General features: G+C 65.5%; 20 protein-coding genes. 14 read left to right on the forward strand and 6 right to left on the reverse strand.

Going from position 1 to position 21,559, the window contains the following annotated elements; all coding sequences use genetic code 11:
- The first annotated feature begins 87 nt into the window (after nt 1-87).
- From EV671_RS14315 to EV671_RS14330, 4 genes are all read left to right on the forward strand, one after another.
- Nucleotides 88-2,799, forward strand: coding sequence for a TonB-dependent receptor (locus EV671_RS14315; RefSeq protein WP_132572744.1), 2,712 nt, complete (start codon nt 88-90; stop codon nt 2,797-2,799).
- A 79-nt stretch (nt 2,800-2,878) separates the two neighbouring features.
- On the forward strand, nt 2,879-3,571 hold the full coding sequence (locus tag EV671_RS14320) for a PepSY domain-containing protein (RefSeq protein WP_132572747.1): 693 nt from the start codon (nt 2,879-2,881) through the stop codon (nt 3,569-3,571).
- On the forward strand, nt 3,568-5,391 hold the full coding sequence (locus tag EV671_RS14325) for a 2Fe-2S iron-sulfur cluster-binding protein (RefSeq protein WP_132572750.1): 1,824 nt from the start codon (nt 3,568-3,570) through the stop codon (nt 5,389-5,391). Before EV671_RS14320 ends, EV671_RS14325 begins: the two co-directional genes overlap by 4 nt.
- A 124-nt stretch (nt 5,392-5,515) precedes the next feature.
- On the forward strand, nt 5,516-6,067 hold the full coding sequence (locus EV671_RS14330; RefSeq protein ID WP_132572753.1) for a hypothetical protein: 552 nt from the start codon (nt 5,516-5,518) through the stop codon (nt 6,065-6,067).
- A gap of 13 nt (nt 6,068-6,080) precedes the next feature.
- Here EV671_RS14330 and EV671_RS26780 read toward each other — a convergent pair whose 3' ends face one another.
- The 3 genes from EV671_RS26780 to EV671_RS14340 are packed head-to-tail and all read right to left on the reverse strand — an operon-like array spanning nt 6,081 to nt 9,186.
- Entirely contained in the window at nt 6,081-6,248 is a 168-nt protein-coding gene (locus EV671_RS26780; protein ID WP_165917577.1) for a hypothetical protein, read from the reverse strand.
- Between the two features lie 38 nt (nt 6,249-6,286).
- Nucleotides 6,287-6,745 (reverse strand): Cu(I)-responsive transcriptional regulator, encoded by a 459-nt coding sequence (gene cueR / locus EV671_RS14335; protein WP_132572941.1) that lies wholly within the window; start codon nt 6,743-6,745, stop codon nt 6,287-6,289.
- 38 nt (nt 6,746-6,783) lie between these two features.
- On the reverse strand, nt 6,784-9,186 hold the full coding sequence (locus tag EV671_RS14340) for a heavy metal translocating P-type ATPase (RefSeq protein WP_132572756.1): 2,403 nt from the start codon (nt 9,184-9,186) through the stop codon (nt 6,784-6,786).
- Nucleotides 9,187-9,355: 169 nt separating this feature from the next.
- Here EV671_RS14340 and EV671_RS14345 point away from each other — a divergent pair, with 169 nt between their 5' ends.
- Complete coding sequence (locus EV671_RS14345; RefSeq protein ID WP_132572759.1) at nt 9,356-9,610, forward strand: heavy-metal-associated domain-containing protein; 255 nt, start codon at nt 9,356-9,358, stop codon at nt 9,608-9,610.
- A gap of 145 nt (nt 9,611-9,755) precedes the next feature.
- On the opposite strand, the gene EV671_RS14350 is transcribed toward EV671_RS14345, so the two are convergent.
- On the reverse strand, nt 9,756-10,052 hold the full coding sequence (locus EV671_RS14350) for a CopK family periplasmic copper-binding protein (protein ID WP_132572762.1): 297 nt from the start codon (nt 10,050-10,052) through the stop codon (nt 9,756-9,758).
- 175 nt (nt 10,053-10,227) lie between these two features.
- Between EV671_RS14350 and EV671_RS14355 the strand changes: the two genes are divergently transcribed.
- Nucleotides 10,228-11,490 carry a type II restriction endonuclease gene (locus EV671_RS14355; RefSeq protein WP_132572765.1) on the forward strand — a complete coding sequence of 421 codons (1,263 nt, stop codon included), beginning with the start codon at nt 10,228-10,230 and terminating at the stop codon, nt 11,488-11,490.
- 9 nt (nt 11,491-11,499) lie between these two features.
- Here the strand turns inward: EV671_RS14355 and EV671_RS14360 are convergent, their stop codons facing one another.
- Both EV671_RS14360 and EV671_RS14365 read right to left on the reverse strand, forming a co-directional pair.
- Nucleotides 11,500-12,855, reverse strand: coding sequence for a heavy metal sensor histidine kinase (locus EV671_RS14360; protein ID WP_243655720.1), 1,356 nt, complete (start codon nt 12,853-12,855; stop codon nt 11,500-11,502).
- A 10-nt stretch (nt 12,856-12,865) separates the two neighbouring features.
- Nucleotides 12,866-13,546 carry a heavy metal response regulator transcription factor gene (locus EV671_RS14365; RefSeq protein ID WP_132572947.1) on the reverse strand — a complete coding sequence of 227 codons (681 nt, stop codon included), beginning with the start codon at nt 13,544-13,546 and terminating at the stop codon, nt 12,866-12,868.
- Between the two features lie 202 nt (nt 13,547-13,748).
- On the opposite strand from EV671_RS14365, the gene EV671_RS14370 reads away from it, so the two are divergent.
- The 8 genes from EV671_RS14370 (at nt 13,749) to EV671_RS14405 (ending at nt 21,531) form a co-directional block, all read left to right on the forward strand.
- Entirely contained in the window at nt 13,749-14,168 is a 420-nt protein-coding gene (locus EV671_RS14370) for a hypothetical protein (RefSeq protein ID WP_132572768.1), read from the forward strand.
- A 115-nt stretch (nt 14,169-14,283) separates the two neighbouring features.
- The gene (locus tag EV671_RS14375; protein WP_132572771.1) at nt 14,284-14,691 is read left to right on the forward strand and encodes a hypothetical protein; all 408 of its coding nucleotides are present in this window, start codon (nt 14,284-14,286) and stop codon (nt 14,689-14,691) included.
- A gap of 11 nt (nt 14,692-14,702) precedes the next feature.
- A complete protein-coding gene (locus tag EV671_RS14380; RefSeq protein WP_207911162.1) occupies nt 14,703-16,100 on the forward strand; it encodes a TolC family protein in 1,398 nt (465 codons plus the stop codon).
- A gap of 16 nt (nt 16,101-16,116) precedes the next feature.
- Complete coding sequence (locus tag EV671_RS14385) at nt 16,117-17,526, forward strand: multicopper oxidase family protein (RefSeq protein ID WP_132572777.1); 1,410 nt, start codon at nt 16,117-16,119, stop codon at nt 17,524-17,526.
- A gap of 55 nt (nt 17,527-17,581) precedes the next feature.
- Nucleotides 17,582-18,106, forward strand: a complete 525-nt coding sequence (locus EV671_RS14390; RefSeq protein WP_132572780.1) for a cupredoxin domain-containing protein — start codon at nt 17,582-17,584, stop codon at nt 18,104-18,106.
- Complete coding sequence (locus EV671_RS14395) at nt 18,087-18,566, forward strand: DUF411 domain-containing protein (RefSeq protein ID WP_132572783.1); 480 nt, start codon at nt 18,087-18,089, stop codon at nt 18,564-18,566. The genes EV671_RS14390 and EV671_RS14395 overlap by 20 nt, the downstream gene beginning before the upstream one ends.
- 10 nt (nt 18,567-18,576) lie before the next feature.
- Complete coding sequence (locus tag EV671_RS14400; protein WP_132572786.1) at nt 18,577-18,936, forward strand: copper-binding protein; 360 nt, start codon at nt 18,577-18,579, stop codon at nt 18,934-18,936.
- 171 nt (nt 18,937-19,107) lie between these two features.
- Complete coding sequence (locus tag EV671_RS14405) at nt 19,108-21,531, forward strand: copper-transporting P-type ATPase (RefSeq protein ID WP_132572789.1); 2,424 nt, start codon at nt 19,108-19,110, stop codon at nt 21,529-21,531.
- Nucleotides 21,532-21,559 lie beyond the last annotated feature (28 nt).

A 21,559-nucleotide genomic window follows, 5' to 3' on the forward strand; every position in this document is an offset into this window, starting at 1 on the left:
GTGCTCGCCGGCGAACCTCGGTTCGAAGGTGCCTGATCCGTTTTCGCCCTTGGTGGCGGCAGGACGGCACCGTACTGGATGCACCCAATGTCTACACAACTCCCGCGCACCGCCGTTGCGACGGCCGTCCTGCTCTTCGTCAGCCATGCATTCGCGCAACAGAGCGCTCCTCCCTCCTCTGATGCCCAGCCTGCCTCCCTTGAGAAGGTCCAGATCACCGGCAGCCGGATCAACCTGAAGCAGGCGCAGATCTCAGGCGTGGGGCCGGTCACCGTCATCGATGCGGAGACCATCCAGCGCACCGGCGCCATCTCCGCGGAGACGCTGTTGCAGCGCCTGCCTGCATCCGCCGGCACGGCCGGCAACCAGACCAGCGCCTACTGGACGGGCAACGGCTACGGCACGACCCAGGTCAACCTGCGCGGCCTGGGCATCAACCGCACCCTGGTCCTGCTCAACGGCCGCCGCGTCGTCAACGGGGGCACCGGCGCCAACAGCTCGGTCGACCTCAACATGATCCCCGTGGCCATGATCGAGCGCGTCGAGGTGCTCAAGGATGGCGCCTCGGCGATCTACGGCGCGGACGCCGTCGCCGGCGTGGTCAACATCATCACCAAGAGCGGCATCAAGGGCGGCGAGGCCTCCGTGCGCTATGGCCAGACCAGCCGGGGGGACGGTGAAGAGATGGCCGTCGACCTCGCGTATGGCCTTCAAGGTGCGGCGGGATCCCTCGTCACCGGCATCAACTATTCAGAAAGCGGCGCCATCAACATGGCCACGCGCGCGCCTTGCGGCCTGGCCGAAGTGGACGGCAAGCTCGCATGCGTGGGCAGCTCCTCTACCATTGGTGGCCGGGCGCGGCTCGCCGACGGGCGGCGCGTCAACTTCAAGCAGACGCTGGGTGGCGACCCCAACTTCTACGAGACGTACTCGGCCACCAAGCACAACTACAACAGCAATCCGACGCTCAATGCCGTCAACCCGATCAAGCGGTTGAACCTGAGCGCCTTTGGCACGGTAAATCTGGCGGAGGACACGCAGCTGTTCACAGAAGCGCTGTTCTCGCATCGCGAGTCCAACCAACTCGCCACACCGGGTGCGCTGGGCGTCTACCGCCCGATCAACATCGCGGCCAACCACCCGACGAACCCGACTGGCCAGAGCCTGGTGCTGGAGCGCCGGCGTCTCGAAGAAGGCGGTACGCGCACCTTCGGCCAGGAATCCAACATCTTCCGGATCGTGGCCGGCGCCAAGGGCAGCTTCGGCAAGAGCTGGGACTGGTCGGCGGCTGTGAACTGGGGGCGCAACACCGGCGTGGACAGCACCACGAACGTGGCCAACCTGGACCGCGTGGACCAGACGCTGGACCGCAGCAAGTGCAGCACCACCGCCGGTGCCGCCATCCCCTGCGGCAACTACCTGGGCTATGGCAACGTGACGCCGGAGGTGCTTCGCTACATCATGATGAAGACCCGGGACACCGGCGGCAACGACCAGAAAGGCGTCAGTGCCAACATCAGCGGCGAGCTCTTCGACCTGCCGGCCGGCACGGTCGGGTTCGCTGCCGGCACCGAGGTGCGCAAGGAAAGTGGCTGGCGAGACCCTGACAACCTGACCGTCCTCGGCGTGGCCAACACCAACCGCCAGGACCCGATCGCCGGCAAGTACACGGCGCGCGAGGTGTATGCCGAGCTGGCCGTGCCGCTGCTCAAGAAGCTGCCGTTCGTCGAGTCGCTGCAGTTCAACACCGCGGCGCGCTATTCCGACTACAGCCTGTTCGGCTCCAAGAGCACCTACAAGGCCGGCCTGGACTGGCAGGTGCTGCCCGGCCTCAAGGTGCGCTCCAACGTGTCGTCGGCGTTCCGGGTGCCCAACATCCCCGAGCTGTACGGCGGCGTGTCGGAAGGCAACCTGACGACGACGGACCCGTGCAGCAACTGGAGCACCTTGCCGACGTCGTCCGTGGTCTCGAAGAACTGCCAGGCCGCCGGCGTGCCTGCCGGCTACAAGCAACTCGGCAACACCATCCTCACCACGGTGGGCGGCAACCCGACCCTGAGCCCGGAAGACGCCAAGACGATGACCGCCGGTGTCGTGTGGTCCCCGACGAAGGCGCTGACGCTGACTCTGGACTACTACAACATCAAGATCACCAACGCGATCCAGAGCGTGGCCGGGTCGACCAAGCTGGCCGTTTGCTACAACACGCCCGGCTTGGCGCACATCTTCTGCAGCCCGTCGAGCTTCACCCGCAACAAGACGACCGGCGAGATCGATTTCCTCTCTTCACAGCCCGTCAATGCGGCGGACGAGAAGATCTCCGGCTTCGATGTGGGCGCGCTCTACGAGTTCAACGTCGCGGGGTTCATGACGACGCTCAACGCCGAGGCCTCCTACCTGAAGAACTACCAGGTGCGGCCGTTCCCAGGGGCTGATGCGATCGACTACACCGGCAAGATCACCGGTGGCCGTGGCAGCTACACGCAGTGGCGCTCGCTCAGCTCGGTGACGGTGGCCAAGGGGCCGTGGTCAGGGTCCTACACGTTGCAGTACATCGGCGCGGCGGATGACATCAACGCCGCCCCGACGGACATCGGCGCCAAGGCACCCACCGTCACCTACCACTCGGCGCAGGTCAAGTACGCGTTCAACAAGCAGCTCGACTTTGCAGTCGGCGTCGACAACCTCTTCGACAAGAAGCCGCCGTTCATCCAGTCGTATACCGACGCCAACACGGACACGATGACCTACGACCTCCAGGGGCGCCGTTGGCATGTTCGCGCCGGCTATCGCTGGTAGGCCTCGGCAAAGCGGCACGGCGCTGCAGACTTCGGTCTGCGGCGCCTCACGAACGAATGAACGCAGTGAGACAACCTCTATGAACCTGCCCTTCTGGGTACGCCGAGCCCATAAATGGATCGGCCTCGTCATCGGCGTCCAGGCCTTGCTCTGGATGCTCAGCGGCGTCTACATGACGGCCATCTCCCTCGAAGTGATCCATGGCGACCATCTCGCCCACGTCTCGGACGCACCGCTGGAGCGGCAGGCTGAGCGGCTGGACGTTGCGCAGCTCGCCCAGATCCGCCCAGGCTTCGAATCGTTCAAGCTCAAACGCTTTCTCGGCAAGGAGGTCTATGAGCTCAAGGGTGGCGGCAAGGCCAGCCTCGTGGACGCGCGCACGGGCGACGTGCTGAGCCCGCTGCCGCGCGAGCAGGTGGTGGCGCGCGCCAAGGACATCTACCAGGGTGAGGCCGAGATCCGCGAGGTCACGTGGATCACCCAGGCACCGCAGGAGGTGGCCAAGCGCCCGGTGCCCATGTGGGCGGTGCGCTTCGATGACCGGGCCAACACCACGCTGTACTTCTCCCCGGACACGGGCGACCTGCTCGCCCGTCGTCATGACCTGTGGCGCTGGTTTGACTTCCTGTGGATGTTCCACATCATGGATTACGACCAGCGGACCGATGTCAACAACAGCTTGCTGCGCGTCGCCGCGGGTGTCGGCCTGGTCTTCGCGCTGAGCGGCGCGTGGCTGGTGTTCTACAGCTTTCGCCGGAGGGCTCAGCCATGACGCCCTGGATGCGCAAGATTCACAAATGGATTGGCCTGCTGATCGGGCTGCAACTGGTGCTGTGGATGTCCAGCGGCTTCGTCATGAGCCTGCTGGACGCCGAGAAGGTGCGGGGTCGCGAGTTCCGGGCGCCGGCGCCAGCCAAGCAGCCGTGGCCATCCGATGTCGTCGCGGTAGGACCCCTGTTGGCATCGGCACGCGATCAGGCGGCGGCGGTTACGACGGGCTGGTTGCTGGACCGCCCTGTGTACCGGCTGACCGGCGAGAAGTCGACGGTGCTGATCGATGCAAGAAACGGTGAACGTGTCGAACTTGATGCATTGCTGGCACGGCGGCTCGCGCAGGCGTCGTACACCGGCACCGGCACGGCCCGTCCAGCCCAGCTCGTCGAGCCATCGCTGGAGACGCGCGCGCATGAAGGCAAGGTGTGGCGAGTGGCGTTCGCGGATGGGCAGGACACGACCGTCTACCTGTCCCAGCAGGGCGACGTGCTCGAGCATCGCAACAGCACCTGGCGGTTGTTCGATGTGTTCTGGATGCTGCATATCATGGACTACACCGGGCGCGAGAACTTCAACAACCCGCTGGTGGTCACGGCGGCCGTGGGCGGTTTCTGGCTGGCGCTGAGCGGCATCTGGCTGCTGTTCACAAGCTTCAGCCCGGCGGAGTTCATCCCGAAGCGCTGGCGATCGACCCGGGTGCTGATGGTCCATGCCCCCGATGGCAGTCGCCTGCGCAGCCTTCGCGCCCATTCAGGTGATACGGTCTTCGTCGCACTCGCTCAGCAGGGCCTGCAGCTGCCATCCAACTGCGGCGGCGGACAGACCTGTGGCCTGTGCGAGGTGCGGGTTCGGGGTTCAGCGCCAGACGCGACCGCGGCGGATCGAGCGCTGATCTCGCCGCCCCGGATCGAAGCCGGCTGCCGGCTCGCATGCAACCTCAAGCTGGACCGCAACCTCGATGTGGAGGTCAAAGGCGGTGCTGAGCTCGGCACCGTCAAGGAGGCCGAGGTGGAACGGGTTCGTGCCTTGTCGCCCTTCCTTCGCGAAGTGGTGCTGCGGCCTAAGGGCAAGCCAGGTCCTGAGTACCGCCCAGGCGCCTATATCCAGATCCATGTGCCGGCCTACCGCATGGCCAAGCACCAGATCGAGACACCCCAGGAGCACCACTCGGCCTGGGCCGGCCTGCACCTGCCGGCGCAATGGTCCAGCGGCTCCCTGTTGCGCAGGTCGTATTCGCTGTCGACGCCGGTGCAACAGGCTGACGGGCGTCTGACGCTGCTGGTGCGTTTCTGCCATGGCAAGCACAGCGGTGGCAAGAACCACCCCCCGGGCAAGGGCTCGGCCTTTGTTTTCGGGCTCAAGGCCGGCGACCGGCTGCAGTACAGCGGGCCGTTCGGTGAGTTCGCGATCCAGCACGGCCAGCGCGAGAAGGTCTTCATCGGTGGCGGGGCTGGCATGGCGCCGCTTCGCGCCATGATCCTCGACCTGCTGGAATCGGGCGCGACCGAGACCATCCACTTCTGGTACGGCGCACGAACGGCGGCCGAGGCGCCCTATGTGGAGGAGATGCAGGCGCTCGCTGAGCGCCATGAGAACTTCCACTGGCAGTTGGTGCTGTCGGAAGAGCGTGGCGCAGAGCTTCCCGCAGGCATGGTCCACGACGTGGTCAGGGAGCAGTTGTTGAAATCCCACCCCGACTTGCAGGGATGCGACTTCTACCTGTGCGGCCCTCCGGTGATGCTCACGGTGACGCGGACGATGCTGAGGGAACTGGGCGTCTCCGACGACCATGTCGCGTTCGACGACTTCAAGATCTGAACCCTGTCGCAACTTGGTTCAATTCCTTCAGGACGGTAGCGCCCGCGCGTTGGGGCATTGGCGCAGCATGGGCTTGGGCGGCGCAAGCGCTGCCTGTCCCGGGTAACCCGAGCGAGGTGATCGGATGGACCTCAGTACCGAGCAAGTGCACTGGTTGGGTGGCGCGTTCTTCACGGCCACTGCCTTGTTGCTGTTGCTGCGCCGCACCGCGGTGCTTCACTGGCGTTGGCTCGACTTCCTGCTGCCGCTGCTGTTCGTGGGCTACGGACTGGAGAGCGCTGCCGACGTCTGGCTACACGGCAGTGCCGTGCCGCAGAACTATGCCGGCGAAGCGCGGCAGCACCTGATGCAGGGTAGCGCCATGATGATCGCAGGCGTCGTGCAGGGCTTGATCGAATGGGGCAAGCTGAAAAACCGCTGGTGGCAGCTGGCGGTGCCGGTCGCGCTTGCGTTCACCGGGGCGGTGTTCTGGATGCACGCCCACGAGAACATGGCTGGGTCCATGGCGTTGGTCATGACGGAGCACCGGTTCTTTGCGGCGTCGCTGTGGGTCGCGGCCAGCGCGAAGGCCTTGGCGGTTCTGGGCGGCCAGCGAGCCCAGGCATTGGAGGTGGCGTGGCTGCTGCCGCTGCTGCTGTTCGGCCTGCAGTTACTGCTTTACACCGAACAGGCGTAAGCGCCTTTAGGCCTCACCGGCGGCTGCGGCGCTTTGGCCGGGTCGCCGGGGCCCGTTTGGACGGCCCGCTCTTCCATCGCAGGCGCCACACGATCACCGCGACGATGCAGATGCCGACGAGCCAGATCAGAATCAACTGCCCGAGCAGGTCTTTGGAGAACCAGTGGCCTTCAATCCACATACCGTCCCTTGCGCAAGGTGAACAAACGGGTTCCCACCTTATTGAAACTGCGTCTTCCTGCGCCGGCCCAGTGGCGCATCGGATGCCGGTTCTGGCTCCGGGGCAGCGACATCAGCCGCCAGCGTGTCGATGATGGGGCAATCGGGCCGTTCGTCACCGTGGCAGCAATGAACCAGGTGCTCGAGCGTCGCCTTCATCGCGAGCAACTCCTGGGCCTTGGCCTCCAGCGCCTGGATGTGCGACTCGGCCAGCGCCTTCACGACGCGGCTGGAGCGGCGGCGGTTCTGCCACAGGCTGACCAGTTCGGTGATCTCGGCAATGGAGAAGCCCAGGTCGCGAGCCTGGCGGATGAACCGCAGCGTGTGGACCTCGTTGTCGCCGTACTGGCGGTAGCCCGCCTCGGTACGCCGCGCAGCCGGCAGCAGGCCAACCAGCTCATAGTGCCGGATCATCTTGGCGGTCACGCCCGACGCTTCTGCCGCCTGGCCGATGTTCATGCCTTGCATCGAATGCTCCTTGTTCCTTGATCTGCGACTCAGCGCGCCTGCCAGCGGCGCAGTGTCAGCGCGTTGGCGACCACGCTGACACTGCTGAGCGCCATCGCTGCCCCGGCCATCATCGGATTCAACCAACCGAATGCCGCCAGCGGGATGCCGACGAGGTTGTAGATGAAGGCCCAGAACAGGCCGCGCTTGATGGTGGCGTAGGTCCGCCGGGAGATGTCCAGGGAAGCAGCGACCAGCGTCGGGTCACCACGCATCAAGGTAATGCCGGCCGTTTCCATCGCCACATCGGTGCCAGTCGCCATCGCGATGCCCACGTCGGCCGCGGCCAGGGCCGGCGCATCGTTGATGCCGTCGCCGACCATGGCCACCGTCCTGCCGCTGGCGCGCAGCCGCGTCACGGTGTCGGCCTTGTCGCCGGGCAGGACTTCGGCTTCGATCTGACGGATGCCAAGTGCCTGACCGACCGCCTGGGCGCTGCCTCGGGTGTCACCAGTCAGCAGCACGGTATCTATGCCCAGCGCATGCAGGCGGTCCACGGCCTGTTTGGCGGTGGCCTTGATCATGTCTCCGAAGGCCAGCAGGCCGAGCAGCACATTCGCGCCGTCGGTTTCGCGGATGAGCCACGAGATGCTGCAACCCTCACCCTCGAGGCGTCGGGCTTGTTCCCCGAGCGCGCCGGGTTCCAGGCCAAGTTCACCCAGCAGCCGGTTGCTGCCGATGGTGACTCGCTGGCCTCTGACGGTGGCTTGCATGCCGCGTCCGGGCAGCGCCTGCGTATCGCGGGCTTCCGGCACCGGGAGGCGATCAGCGCGCACCCGCTCGATGACAGCATGTGCCAAGGGGTGCTCGCTGTGGCGCTGCAGCGCCGCCGAAAGGCTGAGGACCTCCGTCTCTTCCACCCCCGGAGCACCACGGACCTCGACCAGCGTGGGGCGCCCCACGGTCAGCGTGCCCGTCTTGTCGAAGACGACCGTGTCGACGGAGTGCGCGACTTCCAGGGACTGTGCGTCCTTGATCAGCACACCATGCTGCGCGGCGACGCCGGTGCCGGCCATGATCGCGGTAGGAGTGGCCAGTCCCAGCGCGCAAGGGCAGGCAATGACCAGCACCGCGACGGCGTTGATGAGCCCCTGTTCCCAATTGCCCGTCGCCAGGACCCAGCCGAGGAGGGTCAGCAAGGCGATGCCCAGCACCACCGGCACGAAAACCGCGCTGACCCGGTCGACGACGCGCTGGATCGGCGCCTTGGCGGCCTGGGCGTTCTCGACCAGCCGGATGATGCGCGCCAGCGTGGTTTCTGCGCCGACGGCCAGGGTCCTGAGGGTGAGCACGCCTTCGGCATTGACCGACCCGCCCGTGACGTGGTCGCCCACCGACTTGGCGACGGGCAGGCTTTCTCCGGTGATGAGCGCTTCGTCGACGTGGCTGCTGCCTTCGACGATTTCACCGTCTACAGGCAGGCGGTCGCCGGGTCGCACACGGACCAGGTCACCCACGCGGACCAGCCCGATCGGCAGCTCGGACTCGACGTCGGCGCGCAGTACCCGCGCAACGGCTGGCCGCAGTTCGTTCAGCGCCTGCAGCGCTGCCGTGGTGTGGCGCTTGGCTCGCGCCTCGAGCCACTTCCCAAGCAGGACCAGCGTGATCACGGCGGCCGACGCTTCGAAGTACAGGTGCGGCATGCCGTGCTGGCCGTGACGAAGCAGCAGGTAGGCCGAAAGACCGAACGCAGCGGAGGTGCCCAGGGCCACGAGCAAGTCCATGTTGCCGCTGCCGGCGCGCAGCGCCTTCCAGCCGGCACGATAGAAGCGCGCGCCGAGCCAGAACTGCACAGGCGTGGCGAGCGCGAGCTGGACCCAACCGTCCAGCATCCAGTCAATGCCAAACAGCTGCAACAGCATGGGCGCCACGAGCGGCAGGGTCAGCCCGGCGCCAAATGCGACAGGCAGCCAATCGGGCGTTGCACGTGCTGGCTGCGTCGGCAACGAAATGTCGGTCACCGGGCTGGCGTTGTAGCCGGCCTTCGCGATGGCGGCGACGAGCGTCTCGTCGCTGACCGACGTTACTGCGCCGATATTGGCGCGCTCGGTGGCGAGGTTGACCGAAGCGCTCAGCACGCCGGGTACCTTGAGAAGTGCCTTCTCGACACGTGAGACGCAGGAAGCGCAAGTCATGCCTTCGATCTGCAACGCGACGTCGCGGGTCTCGACGTCATACCCCGCCTTCTGAACGGCGGCCGTCAACTGGGCGGCGCCGACCGAAGGTGCGGCTGTCACGGAGACCTTCTCGGTGGCCAGATTGACGGTCGCGTCCTGCACCCCCTCGACGGCCTTGAGGGACTTCTCGACACGCATCACGCAGGATGCGCAAGTCATGCCACGGACCTGGAAGCTGAGGGGTGCTATCCCCGGAGTGGTGATGGAAGTGGACATTTTTCTCTGACCGGGTGGTGGCGATGGCGAGATGCTCCAGCTTCCCATCGTGGCAAAGTCAAGCGTGGGCGATCACCCAAACGCAATTGTGTCCATCCGCAAACAGGCCTTGACCCTCCCACGGTGGCAAGCTTGACAGTGAAGACTCAGATTCACCAGGAGATTCACCATGATCACGTTTGAAGTCAGCGACATGACCTGCGGCCATTGCGCCAGCACCATCACCAAGGCAGTGAAGAGCGTCGACCAGGGCGCTCGGGTGGCGATCGATGTGGCATCGCATCGCGTGCAGATCGAACCTACCGAGGCGGACGCGACGGAGCTGCTCGAGGCCATCAAGGAAGCGGGCTATTCGCCCGTGGAGGTTGCTCAGCCCGCGGAAGCTGCACCTTCCACCGGCAAGAAGGGTTGCTGCTGCGGCTGAGCCCGACTGGCGGTGAGCGAAACGGGGCGTCGGACTGCGGTTCGACGCCCCTGACTCATTGGGGATGTGCAAAAGCGGCTCGGGCCGGCTCTGGGCCGGCTCCGCGGTCGGCCGGCGCGGAGCGCCAGCCTGCGTGCGCGCGGCGTCAGCCGTTGTGGCCTTCCTTCAGCAGCGCGTCCAGTCGGGCGACCTCGTTGCCGACGGCGACGATCTTGGAGCCGTCGACGGTGGTGAGGGTCTCGCCACGCTTGAGGAACACGGCGCGGCCGAAGCGGTCTTCCCGAGCCATCTTTCCGTCTTTGAAGACATAGAGAGTGCTGCCGTCCACCAGCTGAACTTTGGATTTGACAACGCCGGAAGTTTCCAGCGCATCGTGGGCGAAGGCAGGGGCTGCGGCGGTGGCAGCTGCGGAAATCGCGAGAGCGATGGCGAATGACTTCATGGTGGGATCCTTTCGTGGAAGCAGTGCCTTGAGCACGCTGCAACTCTAGAAATCCGACCCCGACATGCGACGGTCCGCTACATGACAGTTTCGTCATCTCAACATGCGGCCCGGGTACCGCGCGACTGCCTGTGACAATCTGCCTATCTCAGCCTCTGATGCCAGCCCTGACACCATGACGGACAGCCTCACCCGCCTGATCGACCACTGGAAGGCCGACCCGCACAGCAGCTTCAACAGCTGGTTCCTCTGGGAGGAGCGGCTCAAGAACTTCCGTTCGATCCGGCGCGGCATCGGTCAGGTGGTTCGCGACATCGACGCCGGGACCTTCGGCAACCAGTACCGCGGCTCCTCGTTGGAGACGGTGGTGGGGTCGGTGGCCGAGCAGCGCCAGATCTTCAAGGGCGCTGACCATGCGTTCCTGTGGAAGCCCAAGCTGCGAATTCCCGACATCTACGAGAACGGCGACAACCAGAGGGCGTTCTCGCGCCTGCTCAACGCCTGCGATTGCTGCGACACCGCCGAGGCGGTCATCGCGGCGATCCAGCGAATCGACGCGTCCAAGATCAAGGGGCTCGGGCCGGCGGTCGCCAACCTGCTGTATTTCATTCACCCGACGCTGGTCATGCCATTCAACACGGCGATCGTCAGGGGCTACAACGCGATCACCGGCGGCAACGTGAAGCTGGGACGCTGGGACCACTATCTGTCCATGCGGGAAGGCGCAATCCGACTCAACAGCCAGCATCGGGCCCAACTGTCCAACGACTTTGGCGCCATCGCGGGGTTGCTGTTTGACGTGGGCAGCGGCCGCTACCCGGCGCCGCCGCGCGCGGACGACGTGGACGGCTTGCGGGCGTGGGAGGCGGACCTCGACAAGGTCCGGCAGGAGTCCGCCGCGGCGCAGAAGCAGTGGGTCGCGGACCGGGAGAGCGACACAGGCCATACCGAGATCCAGAGCTGGTTGCGCGACATGGGCCGGTCGCTGGGCTATGCGGTGTGGATCGCCTCCAACGATCGCGGCCGCCTCCACCAGGGTGTGCCCCTGGGAGACGGATGCCTGACGCAGCTGCCGGTCGGCGCCCAGGCCGGCGCCGAGGCGGTCAAGCTGATCGATGTGGTCTGGGTCGATCCGGCAACGCAGTCGGTCGCCGCAGCGTTCGAAGTTGAGCACTCCACCTCCATCTATTCCGGCATCGTGCGCATGCTGGACCTGGCCTTGGGCACGGAGGTCGGTGCCAAGAGCACGCTGTTCCTGGTTGCGCCCGACAACCGCCGCGACGAGGTGGCGCAGCAGCTGCGTCGGCCTGCATTTTCCCGCGTGTCGGAGCTGGGTATCCGCTACCTGCCTTACAGCCAGCTGCAGCAGCACCGCGAGTCGATCGCGCGCTTTGGCACCGGCTTGAAGCCGCTGATGGAGATCTCCCAGACGCTGTAGGTGGTCGCGTCAAGGGTCGCGGGGCGCCTGCTGCATTGTCAAACCGACGCGGGTCTTCTCATCGCTGGACTCGGCGAACGGCTCGCCGCCGTGCATGCGGGCGATGGCGGCGACGATGGACAGGCCCAGGCCATGGTTGACGCTGGCCTGGGAGCGCGAAGGGTCGGCACGGTAGAAGCGGTCGAACAGGCGAGGCAGGTGTTCCGCTGGAATGCTTGGACCGTGGTTGGCCACGGACAGCTCGAGCATGCCGGACTGCGGCGCCGCGATGCGCACGATGACTGTGGAGTTCGGGGCCGCGTAGCGGGTGGCGTTTCCCAGGAGGTTGGAGAGCGCGCGCTTGAGAAGGGACGCGTCAACCTGGCCGGCACCGTCGCCCTGGACCTCGACGGTCAGGCCAGCCTCGGCGAGTGCGGCCTCGTGGTAGTCCACTACGTCGCCGGCAAGAGCCGCAAGGCTGGCCACCGGTTGGCGGCGGGCGACGGCGCCACTGTTCGCATGCGACAGGAAGAGCATGTCGTTGACGATGCCGGTCATGCGGCGCAGCTCCTCGAGGTTGGAGCCCAGCAGGTCGGCCGTGGCATGCGGCAAGGACGGATCCCGCAGCGCGACCTCGGTGCTCGTGATGAGGGTGGCCAGCGGCGTGCGAAGTTCATGCGCGACGTCCGCGTTGAAGCCTTCGAGCTGGGCGTAGGCGCGGCTCAGGCGGGCGAGCAAGGCGTTGAACTGGTCCACCAGGGGCTGCAATTCCTGCGGCTGCATGGAGCCGTCCAGCCGTTCATGCAGCTTCTCTGCGGCCAGGCGGCGCGTCTGGTCGACCAGGTGGCGGACAGGTCCAAGGCCGCGGCGCACGAGCAGGAAACTGCCTGCCGACACGATTGCGGCGCCGATCATGGCGGCCGTCATCAGCGTAAATCCGAGTCGGCGCAGGAACTTCTGGTCTGGCGAGATGTCCAGCACCATCTCCGCGGCCAGCATTGCGCCACCGGGTTCCCAGTAGGCCAGCTCGAACGTGTTGCGCTTGATCCGTCCGAAAGCATGCGCCGAGGCGGCGTTGTCATAAAGGATGCTGCCGTCAGGATGGCGCAGGGTCAGCGCCAGGTCTCGGTGGCCGAGGAAGAAGTCGTCGAGCTTGTGCTTGAGCGTTGCAAGGTCCCGGTCACTGCGGGCCTCCGAGAGCACATGCTCGATCAGCTCGCGCTTTTGCTGCAACGATTCGGTCTGCCGGTTGTCCAGGTCAATGGCGGTCAGCAGGTAGACCACCGTGGAGACCAGCGTCAAGCCCAGGAAGGTCTGGGCCGCAAGCCACAGGGACAAACGCTGGCCGAGCGCGCGAGGCGCGTTGTGAGCGAGCGGCAAGGTCACCGCCTCTCCTTCATGGCCGGTCTTCAAGCACGTAACCCATGCCCCTGACGGTGTGCAACAGGGGTCGCTCGAATGGCACGTCAATCTTGCCGCGCAGCCGCCGGATCGCGACTTCCACGACGTTGGTCTCGCTGTCGAAGTTCATGTCCCAGACCTGCGAGGCCAGCTCGGTGCGCGACAGCACCTCACCCTGGCGCCGCAACAGCAGCGTCAACAGATTGAACTCCTTGGCCGTCAGGTCCAGCCGCTGGCCGGCGCGGGCCGCCTTGCGCCTGAGCAGGTCCACCTCCAGATCGGCGAGTTGCAAGGTCGTGGACTCGACGCCGCCGCGCGGGCCGGCACGTCGCAGCAGAACCTGGATGCGGGCCAGCAGTTCCGAGAAGGCGAAGGGCTTGCCCAGGTAGTCGTCCGCGCCGGTCTGCAGGCCTTGCACCCGGTCGTCGACGGCCGAGCGAGCCGTCAGCATGAGCACGGGCGTCTGCTTGGTGCGGCGCAGGGTGGCGAGCAGGCTCAGCCCGTCAATGCCTGGGAGCATGCTGTCGAGCAACAGCAGGTCGTGATCACCTTCCAGGGCCAGATGCAGGCCTTCAATGCCGTCGTTGGCGACCTCCACGACATAGCCCGCTTCGGTCAGGCCCTTGCGAAGGTAGTCCGCCAGTTTGACCTCGTCTTCGATCACCAGCAGCTTCATCCAGGCATTTTGCGAGGAAGCGCATCCGCCATAGATGACAAATTCGTAATGTGCGGGACGGCCGGCAGTCTGCGGCTTGTCCTTACAGTTCACTCCATCGCGCCGGCTTCCGGCGCCTCACTGCCCCGGAGGACGGCAAGTCCTCGGATGGTCATGTTGACCACGACAGTGTCTTTCCGTTTTTAGACCTTAGACTCCGGAAATGAGCAAACTCTTGCGCATCGTGCTGACGTGGGTCCTTGCAGTGGCGCTGCCACTGCAGGGCTACGCCGTCCATGCCATGACAGCCTGCGGGCCCGCTCACAATCAGGGCAAAGCCGCCGCGGCTCAAAGTTCCGCTCAGCATCTCGACAAGGCGGCGGCTGATCACGGTCGTCATGGTCACGACCATGTCAGCTCTACAGATGGTGCCCATGCCGAGGTTGCCAAATCCGGCACGGCCGGTCATGCGGACAAATGCAGTGCCTGTGCCTCGTGCTGCCATTTGACGGCCATGGCGTCGACGGCGGTGCACTTCGACGTGATCCCCTCGCGCCCCGTGGGTGTGGCCACGACGCCGACCGCGCATGACCGCGTATTGCTCGGCAGGCTGGACCGCCCCCCTCGATCCCTGCACGCCTGAGCACGGCTTGCCGCTGCATTGGCAGCGTGCGTGCTCGCTTTGAACTTCCCCAGACGATGAAGTCCGCGCGAGCGTGAATCCTCGTCGCCCCCCGCCGTTCAACAGCAGGATCACCATGACCGAAATTTCTACGCGACAGCGCGTGGCCGTGGCGTGCGCCATGCTGGCCACCGCCCTGTCGGCCACCGCGCAAGCTCAGCCCCCAAATCCGGCCGCCTCAGCCGTGCAAGCCGCCCCAGGGCAGCGTGGCGACCCGACCGACGCCCGCTCCGACGTCCCGCTTCTCGTCTACCGCTCGCCGCTCCAGGGCTACCGCCCGTATGCAGACACGGAGCCGGCCTCGTGGGTCGAGACCAACAAAACCGTGGCGACGGTTGGCGGCTGGCGGGTATATGCCAAGGAAGCTCGCCAACCGGATGCGCCCGACGCTGCCAGCGCGCCAGCGTCCGGTACCAAGTCCGATGCCAAACCGGACGCAGGCAAGCCGCAGCCAGCAGGCCATGCAGGCCACAAGATGAAATGAGGACCCGCCGCATGAGCACAACAAACCCGTCTTACCCCGTCCTGCGACGGCTGCGAAATGTGGCGCTGGCCGCCTCCCCGCTGCTGCTCGCCGGTTGCGCCACCCTGAGCGCCGATGGCGGCATGCAGCCGGTGCAGTCCGCCGCCCAGCAGCACCTCGGCCAAAACGTCGAGGTCGTCAAGACAGCCGCCGACCAGGACCGCGTCGCCACCCGTGTGGCGGAACTCCTGGCTCGGCCACTGAACGCCGACAGTGCGGTGCAGATTGCGCTGCTGAACAACCGCGGCCTGCAGGCGAGCTTCCAGGAGCTGGGCATCGCCGAGGCCGAACTCGTCCAGGCCAGCCGGCTGCCGAACCCGGGATTCAGCTTTGCCAAGGTCCGCCAGGGGGATACCCGCGAGATCGATCGCAGCTTTTCTTTCGACCTGGCACACCTGATCGCGCTGCCACTGACGCGCCAGCTCGAGGCACGGCGGTTTGCCGCCACGCAGCGTGCCGTGTCGTCGGAGATGCTGTCGCTGGCTGCCCAGACCCGCAAGGCGTTCTACGCCGCCGTGGCTGCCGAGCAGACCGCCCGCTACATGCGCGACGTCCGCGAAACCGCCGACGCCGGCGCCGAACTCGCCAAGCGCCTCACCCTGGCGGGCAATTGGAGCAAGCTGCAACAAGCCCGTGAGCATGGCTTCTTCGCGGAGGCCGCGTTGAATTTTGCGCGTGCCGAGCAGAACCGCCTCGGCTCGCGAGAGCACCTCATCCGCTTGTTGGGCCTGTGGGGCACGCAGACGCAGTTCACGCTGCCCGAGCGCCTGCCGGACCTGCCGGCAGCGCTGCAGGACCAACCCGACATCGAGAACGTCGCGATGGCGCAGCGCCTGGACGTGCAGGCCGCCAAGCTGCAAGCTGAGGCGACCGCCAAGAACCTGGGCCTGACCAAAGTCACGCGCCTGATCAACGTACTGGAGTTCGGCTACCAGCGCAACACCTTCAACGACGCTCCTCGCCAAACTGGATACGCAGTCAGCTTCGAGTTGCCGCTATTTGATTGGGGCACGGCACGCGTCGCCCGTAGTGAGGCGCTCTATATGCGCAGCGTTCAGCGGGCCGCACAGATCGCCATCGAAGCGCGCTCCGAAGTCCGCCAAGCTTATCTTGGGTATCACAGCAGCTATGACGTCGCGCGCCACTATCGCGACGACATCGTGCCGACGGCAAAAAGGATCTCCGAGGAGAACGTTCTTTTGTACAACGGCATGTTCATCAGCGTGTTCGAACTGCTGGCCGATGCACGAGCCCAAATCTCGGCCGTTAACGGCGCAATTGAAGCTCAGCGGGATTTCTGGATGGCTAAGGCCGACCTCGACATGGCTCTCGTAGGCAAGCCCGTATCCGACAGCACTGCTGTCAACTGAATCAGGAGGATTGACGATGGTTTCTCGACGCGATTTTTTCCGCAATGCCGGGGTGGTTACTGCGGCCGTATCAGCAGCCTCCGTGAGCCGCGTGGCCATGGCTGCACTGCCCGAGCCAGTGCTACAGACGACGCCAGACACAGGTGCCCCGCTGCTGCCTGAGACCGGGCGCCCGTACAACCCTGTCGTGACCCTCAACGGTTGGACCTTACCTTGGCGAATGAACCAGGGTGTCAAGGAGTTTCATCTGGTGGCCGAGCCTGTTGTGCGCGAGTTAGCCCCTGGGATGAAGGCGCACCTGTGGGGCTACAACGGCCAGTCGCCCGGCCCCACGATTGAGGTGGTCGAAGGTGACCGCGTGCGAGTGTTCGTCACCAATAAGTTGCCTGAACACACGAGCATCCACTGGCATGGGCAACGCCTGCCGAATGGTATGGATGGAGTAGCCGGACTGAATCAGAAGTCGATCCAGCCGGGCAAGACGTTCGTCTATGAATTCGTTGCGCGGCGTCCAGGCACCTTCATGTACCACCCCCATGCCGATGAAATGACGCAAATGGCGATGGGAATGATGGGCTTCTGGATTACCCATCCGAAGGCCAAGCACCCGCTGATAAGCACTGTTGACCGAGATTTCTGCTTTCTGCTCAACGCCTTTGACATCGATCCTGGTACGGCCACACCCAAGATCATGACGATGTTGAATTTCAATCTGTGGTGCTGGAACAGTCGAGTATTCCCCGGCATTGACACGCTCAATGTACGCAAGAACGACAAAGTGCGCATTCGGGTTGGCAACCTCACCATGACAAACCATCCGATACACCTGCATGGACATGAGTTCCATGTGACAGGTACTGACGGGGGGCCCACACCCATCAGCTCGCGCTGGTATGAGGTAACGACCGATATCGCCGTCGGCCAGATGCGCCAGATCGAGTTCCTTGCCGATGAGGAAGGCGATTGGGCCTTCCATTGCCACAAGAGCCACCACACGATGAACGCGATGGGGCACGAAGTCCCCACCATGATTGGAGTCGATCACCGTAGTGTTTCCAGAAAGATCACCAAACTGGTGCCCGATTACATGGTCATGGGGGAACGGGGTATGGCAGACATGGCAGAAATGGAGATGCCGCTACCCGACAACACGATCCCCATGATGACCGGCGAAGGTCCGTTCGGCGGCGTCGAGATGGGCGGCATGTTCTCGGTCGTGAAGGTGCGCAAGAACCAGAAGCCGGGCGACTACAGCAACCCAGGCTGGTACCAGCACCCCAGGGGTGAAGTCGCGTTCGAGTGGACCGGTGCACTGCCTGAGCCGGCGCGGTTCGCGGCCGAGGGCGGGCAGTCCATGCCGCGCAAGAAGCCATCGCCGCCTGCCGAAGTCACCGTCCGAAAGCCCACGGGTCATTCTGAGCACTGATCTTTTCCCTGTCTTTGATTCAACAGCCGTGCACACGGCGCTCCCAAGGAAAACCATGAAACTGAAGTCCCTTTCCGTCATCACCGCTCTGACCCTTGCCGTTGGCTCAGGCGCGGCATTTGCCAGTGGCAACCATCCCGGTGGCCACGGTCACGACAGCGACGCCATCGGCAAGCCCGGCGTTGCGGCCAAGGCCACCCGAACCGTGCAGATCGACATGACGGACGCGATGCGCTTCACGCCGTCAAGCGTGGACGTGAAGCAAAACGAAACCGTGCGCTTCGTCGTGAAGAACTCGGGCCAGCTCAAGCACGAGATGGTGCTGGGCACCGAGAAGGAGCTCAAGGAACACTACGAGGTCATGAAGAAGAACCCGGAGATGGAGCACGCGGATCCCAACATGGTCACCGTCGCCCCGGGCAAGACCGGCGAGATCGTGTGGCAGTTCACCAAGGCGGGCAAGATCGACTTTGCGTGCCTGCAGCCGGGCCACTACGACGCCGGCATGAAGGGTGCCGTGAACGTGGCCGGCAAGGCCGGCGCTGCCAAGCCTGACGGCCATGCCGACCACAAGCACTGAAAGCCGGCGCCAGATGCTGCTGTGCGGCGTGGCTTTGGCCATGCTTCCTCGATTCGCATGGGCGCAGGCCGCTTCGCAGTCGCCGATGGTGACGGTCTGGAAAGACCCGAATTGCGGCTGCTGCAAGCTCTGGGTGGAGCATCTGCGTGCCAACGGCTTGAGCGTGCAAGTACGCGATACCGGGAACATCGGCGCAAGGCGCCGCCTCGGTGTGCCGTCTGGCCTGGCGTCCTGCCACACAGCCGAAGTGGCTGGCTATGTCGTCGAAGGCCACGTGCCGGCACGCGAGATCCAGCGCCTGCTCAAGGAAAAGCCCGACGCCCTGGGCTTGGCTGTTCCCGCCATGCCCATCGGTTCACCCGGTATGGATGGTCCCGTCTACGGCGGCCGCAAGGACGCCTATGAAGTGCTGCTGATGACCAAAGACGGCGGCACCCGTGTTTATCAACGCTACCCCTGAAGGAGATCCCATGAAAGCATCCAAGAAACTCACCCTGTCCACCCTCGCTGGCCTTGCCCTGGCCGTGGGCGCAACGCTGAGCCTGCCGGCGCGGGCGCAGGCCATGGACCACAGCAAGATGCCGGCGGCCAGCGCCGCAGCGACCGAGATGACCGACGGCGAGATCAAGAAGGTCGACAAGGACACCAAGAAGATCACCATCAAGCATGGCGAGATCAAGAACCTGGAAATGCCGGGCATGACGATGGTGTTCCAGGTCAAGGACCCGGCCATGCTCGACCAGGTCAAGACGGGTGACAAGGTGCGCTTCAAGGCCGAGAAGGCCAACGGCGCCATCGTGGTCACCGAGATCCAGCCTGCCGGCAAGTAGTCCACGCGAGCGCCCTGGCTCGCTCTTCGAACGCCGTTTCACCGTCCTGAACGGTCGGTTGAAGCGGTGCAGGAGTCGACGACACGCGCGCAAACGAATGGTTGACCTTGCCACGTTGGCAAGGTCCACAGTGGAGCTGGACGCCACTTCACACAGCGACAGGGGAGCCGAATGAAGCACCAGCATCACCATCCCGCTGCGGACACCGGGCCGGGCGCGAGCGGCGTCACCGCTGGCCAGTCCGCCCCGGTCTATACCTGCCCGATGCATCCCGAGGTCCGGCAAGACCAGCCGGGGCGTTGCCCGACCTGCGGCATGACGCTCGTGCTCGCCGGGGCTGGCGAGCCATCGACGGCGCAGATGCATCCCGCGCACGGTTCTGAGCCTGCACATCACGGGCATCACGGTGACCATGTCCGCCATCCGCCCGCCGCGGCAGGCCACGTGCCGGCCGAGCCACCGCCCCACTCGGGGGGCGACGGCACTCAAACCCAGGACGGCGCCACGACCTACACCTGCCCGATGCACCCGGAGATCCGGCAGGACCACCCCGGCAACTGCCCCAAGTGCGGCATGACGCTGGAGCCGCTGCTGCCGAGCCTCGAGGACGATGGCAACCCGGAACTCCACGACTTCCAGCGGCGTTTCTGGGGCACGTTGCCGCTGACCGTGGTGGTGACGGTGCTCGCGATGCTCGGCCACCGGCTGCAGTGGTTCGAGATGAGCACCCAGAGCTGGATCGAGCTGGTGCTCACATTGCCCATCGTGCTGTGGGCGGGTTGGCCGTTCTTCCAGCGCGGCTGGCAGTCCCTGGTCAATCGCAGCCTGAACATGTGGACCCTGATCAGCCTGGGAACCGGCGCAGCGTTCGTCTACAGCGTCGTGGCCACCGTCGTGCCCGAGGTCTTCCCGCAGTCGTTCCTGGCGATGGGACGGGTGGCGGTGTATTTCGAAGCGGCGGCCGTCATCATCTCCCTGACGCTGCTCGGGCAGCTGCTGGAACTGCGGGCCAGGTCGCAGACCTCTGGCGCGATCAAGGCCTTGCTCGGCTTGGCGCCCAAGACGGCGCGACGCATCGATGCAAAGGGCAACGAGAGCGACATACCGCTGTCCCATGTCCACGTGGGTGACCTGCTGCGGGTGCGGCCGGGCGAGAAGGTGCCGGCGGACGGTTTCGTGGTCGAAGGCAGCAGCTCGGTTGACGAGTCGATGCTGACGGGTGAGCCGATACCCATCGTCAAGAAGGCGGGGGATCGCGTCATCGGCGCGACGCTCAACACGAGCGGCACCCTGGTCATGCGGTCCGAACGCGTCGGCGCCTCCACCATGCTGTCGCAGATCGTCCAGATGGTGACCGAGGCGCAGCGATCACGAGCCCCCATGCAACGCATGGCCGACCAGGTGGCCGGCTACTTCGTCGCGGCGGTGCTGGGCGTGGCCGTGCTGACGCTCTTGGCCTGGGGCATCTGGGGGCCGGAGCCCAGCTGGGTGTACGGCCTGATCAATGCGGTGTCCGTCCTGATCATCGCCTGCCCCTGTGCGCTGGGATTGGCGACGCCGATGTCCATCATGGTGGCCACGGGACGTGGCGCGGCCAACGGGGTGCTGTTCCGCGACGCGGCGGCCATCGAGAACCTGCGCAAGGTGGACACGCTCATCATCGACAAGACCGGGACGCTGACCGAAGGCCGTCCGGTCTTCGACAAGGTGGTGCCCGCTGCGGGCATCGAGGCGGAAGAGGTCTTGCGGCTGGCAGGCAGCCTCGACCAGGGCAGCGAACACCCGCTGGCGGATGCCATCGTGCGGGCGGCGCGCGACCAGGGGCTGGCGCTCGAGAAGGCAGAAGAATTCGAATCCGGGTCCGGTATCGGCGTGCGGGGCCGGGTTTCGGGCCGCACGCTGGCGCTGGGCAACACCGTGCTGATGGAGCAGTCGGGCGTCAGCGTCGAGGCGCTGAAAGCGCAGGCCGAATCGCTGCGCAGCCAGGGCGCGAGCGTGATGTACCTTGCCGCCGACGGCCAGTTGCTGGGCCTGCTGGCCGTTTCCGACCCGGTCAAGGCCAGCACGCCGGAGGCCCTGCAGCAGCTCCATGCCGCCGGCCTGCGCATCATCATGGCGACGGGCGACGGCATGACCACCGCGCAGGCGGTCGGCACCCGGCTTGGCATCGACGAAGTCCACGGCGAGGTGAAGCCGGCCGACAAGCTGGACCTCGTCAACCGGCTGCAGGCCGAGGGCCGGGTGGTTGCGATGGCGGGCGACGGCATCAACGACGCGCCGGCGCTGGCCAAGGCGGATGTCGGGATCGCCATGGGCACCGGCACCGACGTCGCCATGAACAGCGCCCAGGTGACCCTGGTCAAGGGCGACCTGCGCGGCATCTCCGTGGCGCGTGACCTGTCGGAGGCGACGGTCGCCAACATGAAGCAGAACCTGATGTTCGCCTTCCTCTACAACGCGCTGGGCATTCCCCTCGCGGCCGGGCTGCTGTATCCGGTGACCGGCTGGCTGCTGTCGCCGATGATTGCCGCTCTCGCGATGAGCCTGAGCTCCGCGTCGGTGATCGGCAATGCCCTGCGCCTGCGTCGCGGCTGACACCCGATCTCACACCGGATCTGACACC

The sequence above is a fragment of the Roseateles saccharophilus genome, assembly GCF_004342485.1.
Lineage (GTDB): Bacteria > Pseudomonadota > Gammaproteobacteria > Burkholderiales > Burkholderiaceae_C > Pelomonas > Pelomonas saccharophila.

Bases quoted from the DNA above. Each gene is read 5' to 3' on its own strand.
- EV671_RS14315 (WP_132572744.1), top strand. From the start codon at position 88: ATGTCTACACAACTCCCGCGCACCGCCGTTGCGACGGCCGTCCTGCTC.
- EV671_RS14320 (WP_132572747.1), top strand. From the start codon at position 2,879: ATGAACCTGCCCTTCTGGGTACGCCGAGCCCATAAATGGATCGGCCTC.
- EV671_RS14325 (WP_132572750.1), top strand. From the start codon at position 3,568: ATGACGCCCTGGATGCGCAAGATTCACAAATGGATTGGCCTGCTGATC.
- EV671_RS14330 (WP_132572753.1), top strand. From the start codon at position 5,516: ATGGACCTCAGTACCGAGCAAGTGCACTGGTTGGGTGGCGCGTTCTTC.
- EV671_RS26780 (WP_165917577.1), bottom strand. From the start codon at position 6,248: ATGTGGATTGAAGGCCACTGGTTCTCCAAAGACCTGCTCGGGCAGTTG.
- cueR (WP_132572941.1), bottom strand. From the start codon at position 6,745: ATGAACATCGGCCAGGCGGCAGAAGCGTCGGGCGTGACCGCCAAGATG.
- EV671_RS14340 (WP_132572756.1), bottom strand. From the start codon at position 9,186: ATGTCCACTTCCATCACCACTCCGGGGATAGCACCCCTCAGCTTCCAG.
- EV671_RS14345 (WP_132572759.1), top strand. From the start codon at position 9,356: ATGATCACGTTTGAAGTCAGCGACATGACCTGCGGCCATTGCGCCAGC.
- EV671_RS14350 (WP_132572762.1), bottom strand. From the start codon at position 10,052: ATGAAGTCATTCGCCATCGCTCTCGCGATTTCCGCAGCTGCCACCGCC.
- EV671_RS14355 (WP_132572765.1), top strand. From the start codon at position 10,228: ATGACGGACAGCCTCACCCGCCTGATCGACCACTGGAAGGCCGACCCG.
- EV671_RS14365 (WP_132572947.1), bottom strand. From the start codon at position 13,546: ATGAAGCTGCTGGTGATCGAAGACGAGGTCAAACTGGCGGACTACCTT.
- EV671_RS14370 (WP_132572768.1), top strand. From the start codon at position 13,749: ATGAGCAAACTCTTGCGCATCGTGCTGACGTGGGTCCTTGCAGTGGCG.
- EV671_RS14375 (WP_132572771.1), top strand. From the start codon at position 14,284: ATGACCGAAATTTCTACGCGACAGCGCGTGGCCGTGGCGTGCGCCATG.
- EV671_RS14380 (WP_207911162.1), top strand. From the start codon at position 14,703: ATGAGCACAACAAACCCGTCTTACCCCGTCCTGCGACGGCTGCGAAAT.
- EV671_RS14385 (WP_132572777.1), top strand. From the start codon at position 16,117: ATGGTTTCTCGACGCGATTTTTTCCGCAATGCCGGGGTGGTTACTGCG.
- EV671_RS14390 (WP_132572780.1), top strand. From the start codon at position 17,582: ATGAAACTGAAGTCCCTTTCCGTCATCACCGCTCTGACCCTTGCCGTT.
- EV671_RS14395 (WP_132572783.1), top strand. From the start codon at position 18,087: ATGCCGACCACAAGCACTGAAAGCCGGCGCCAGATGCTGCTGTGCGGC.
- EV671_RS14400 (WP_132572786.1), top strand. From the start codon at position 18,577: ATGAAAGCATCCAAGAAACTCACCCTGTCCACCCTCGCTGGCCTTGCC.
- EV671_RS14405 (WP_132572789.1), top strand. From the start codon at position 19,108: ATGAAGCACCAGCATCACCATCCCGCTGCGGACACCGGGCCGGGCGCG.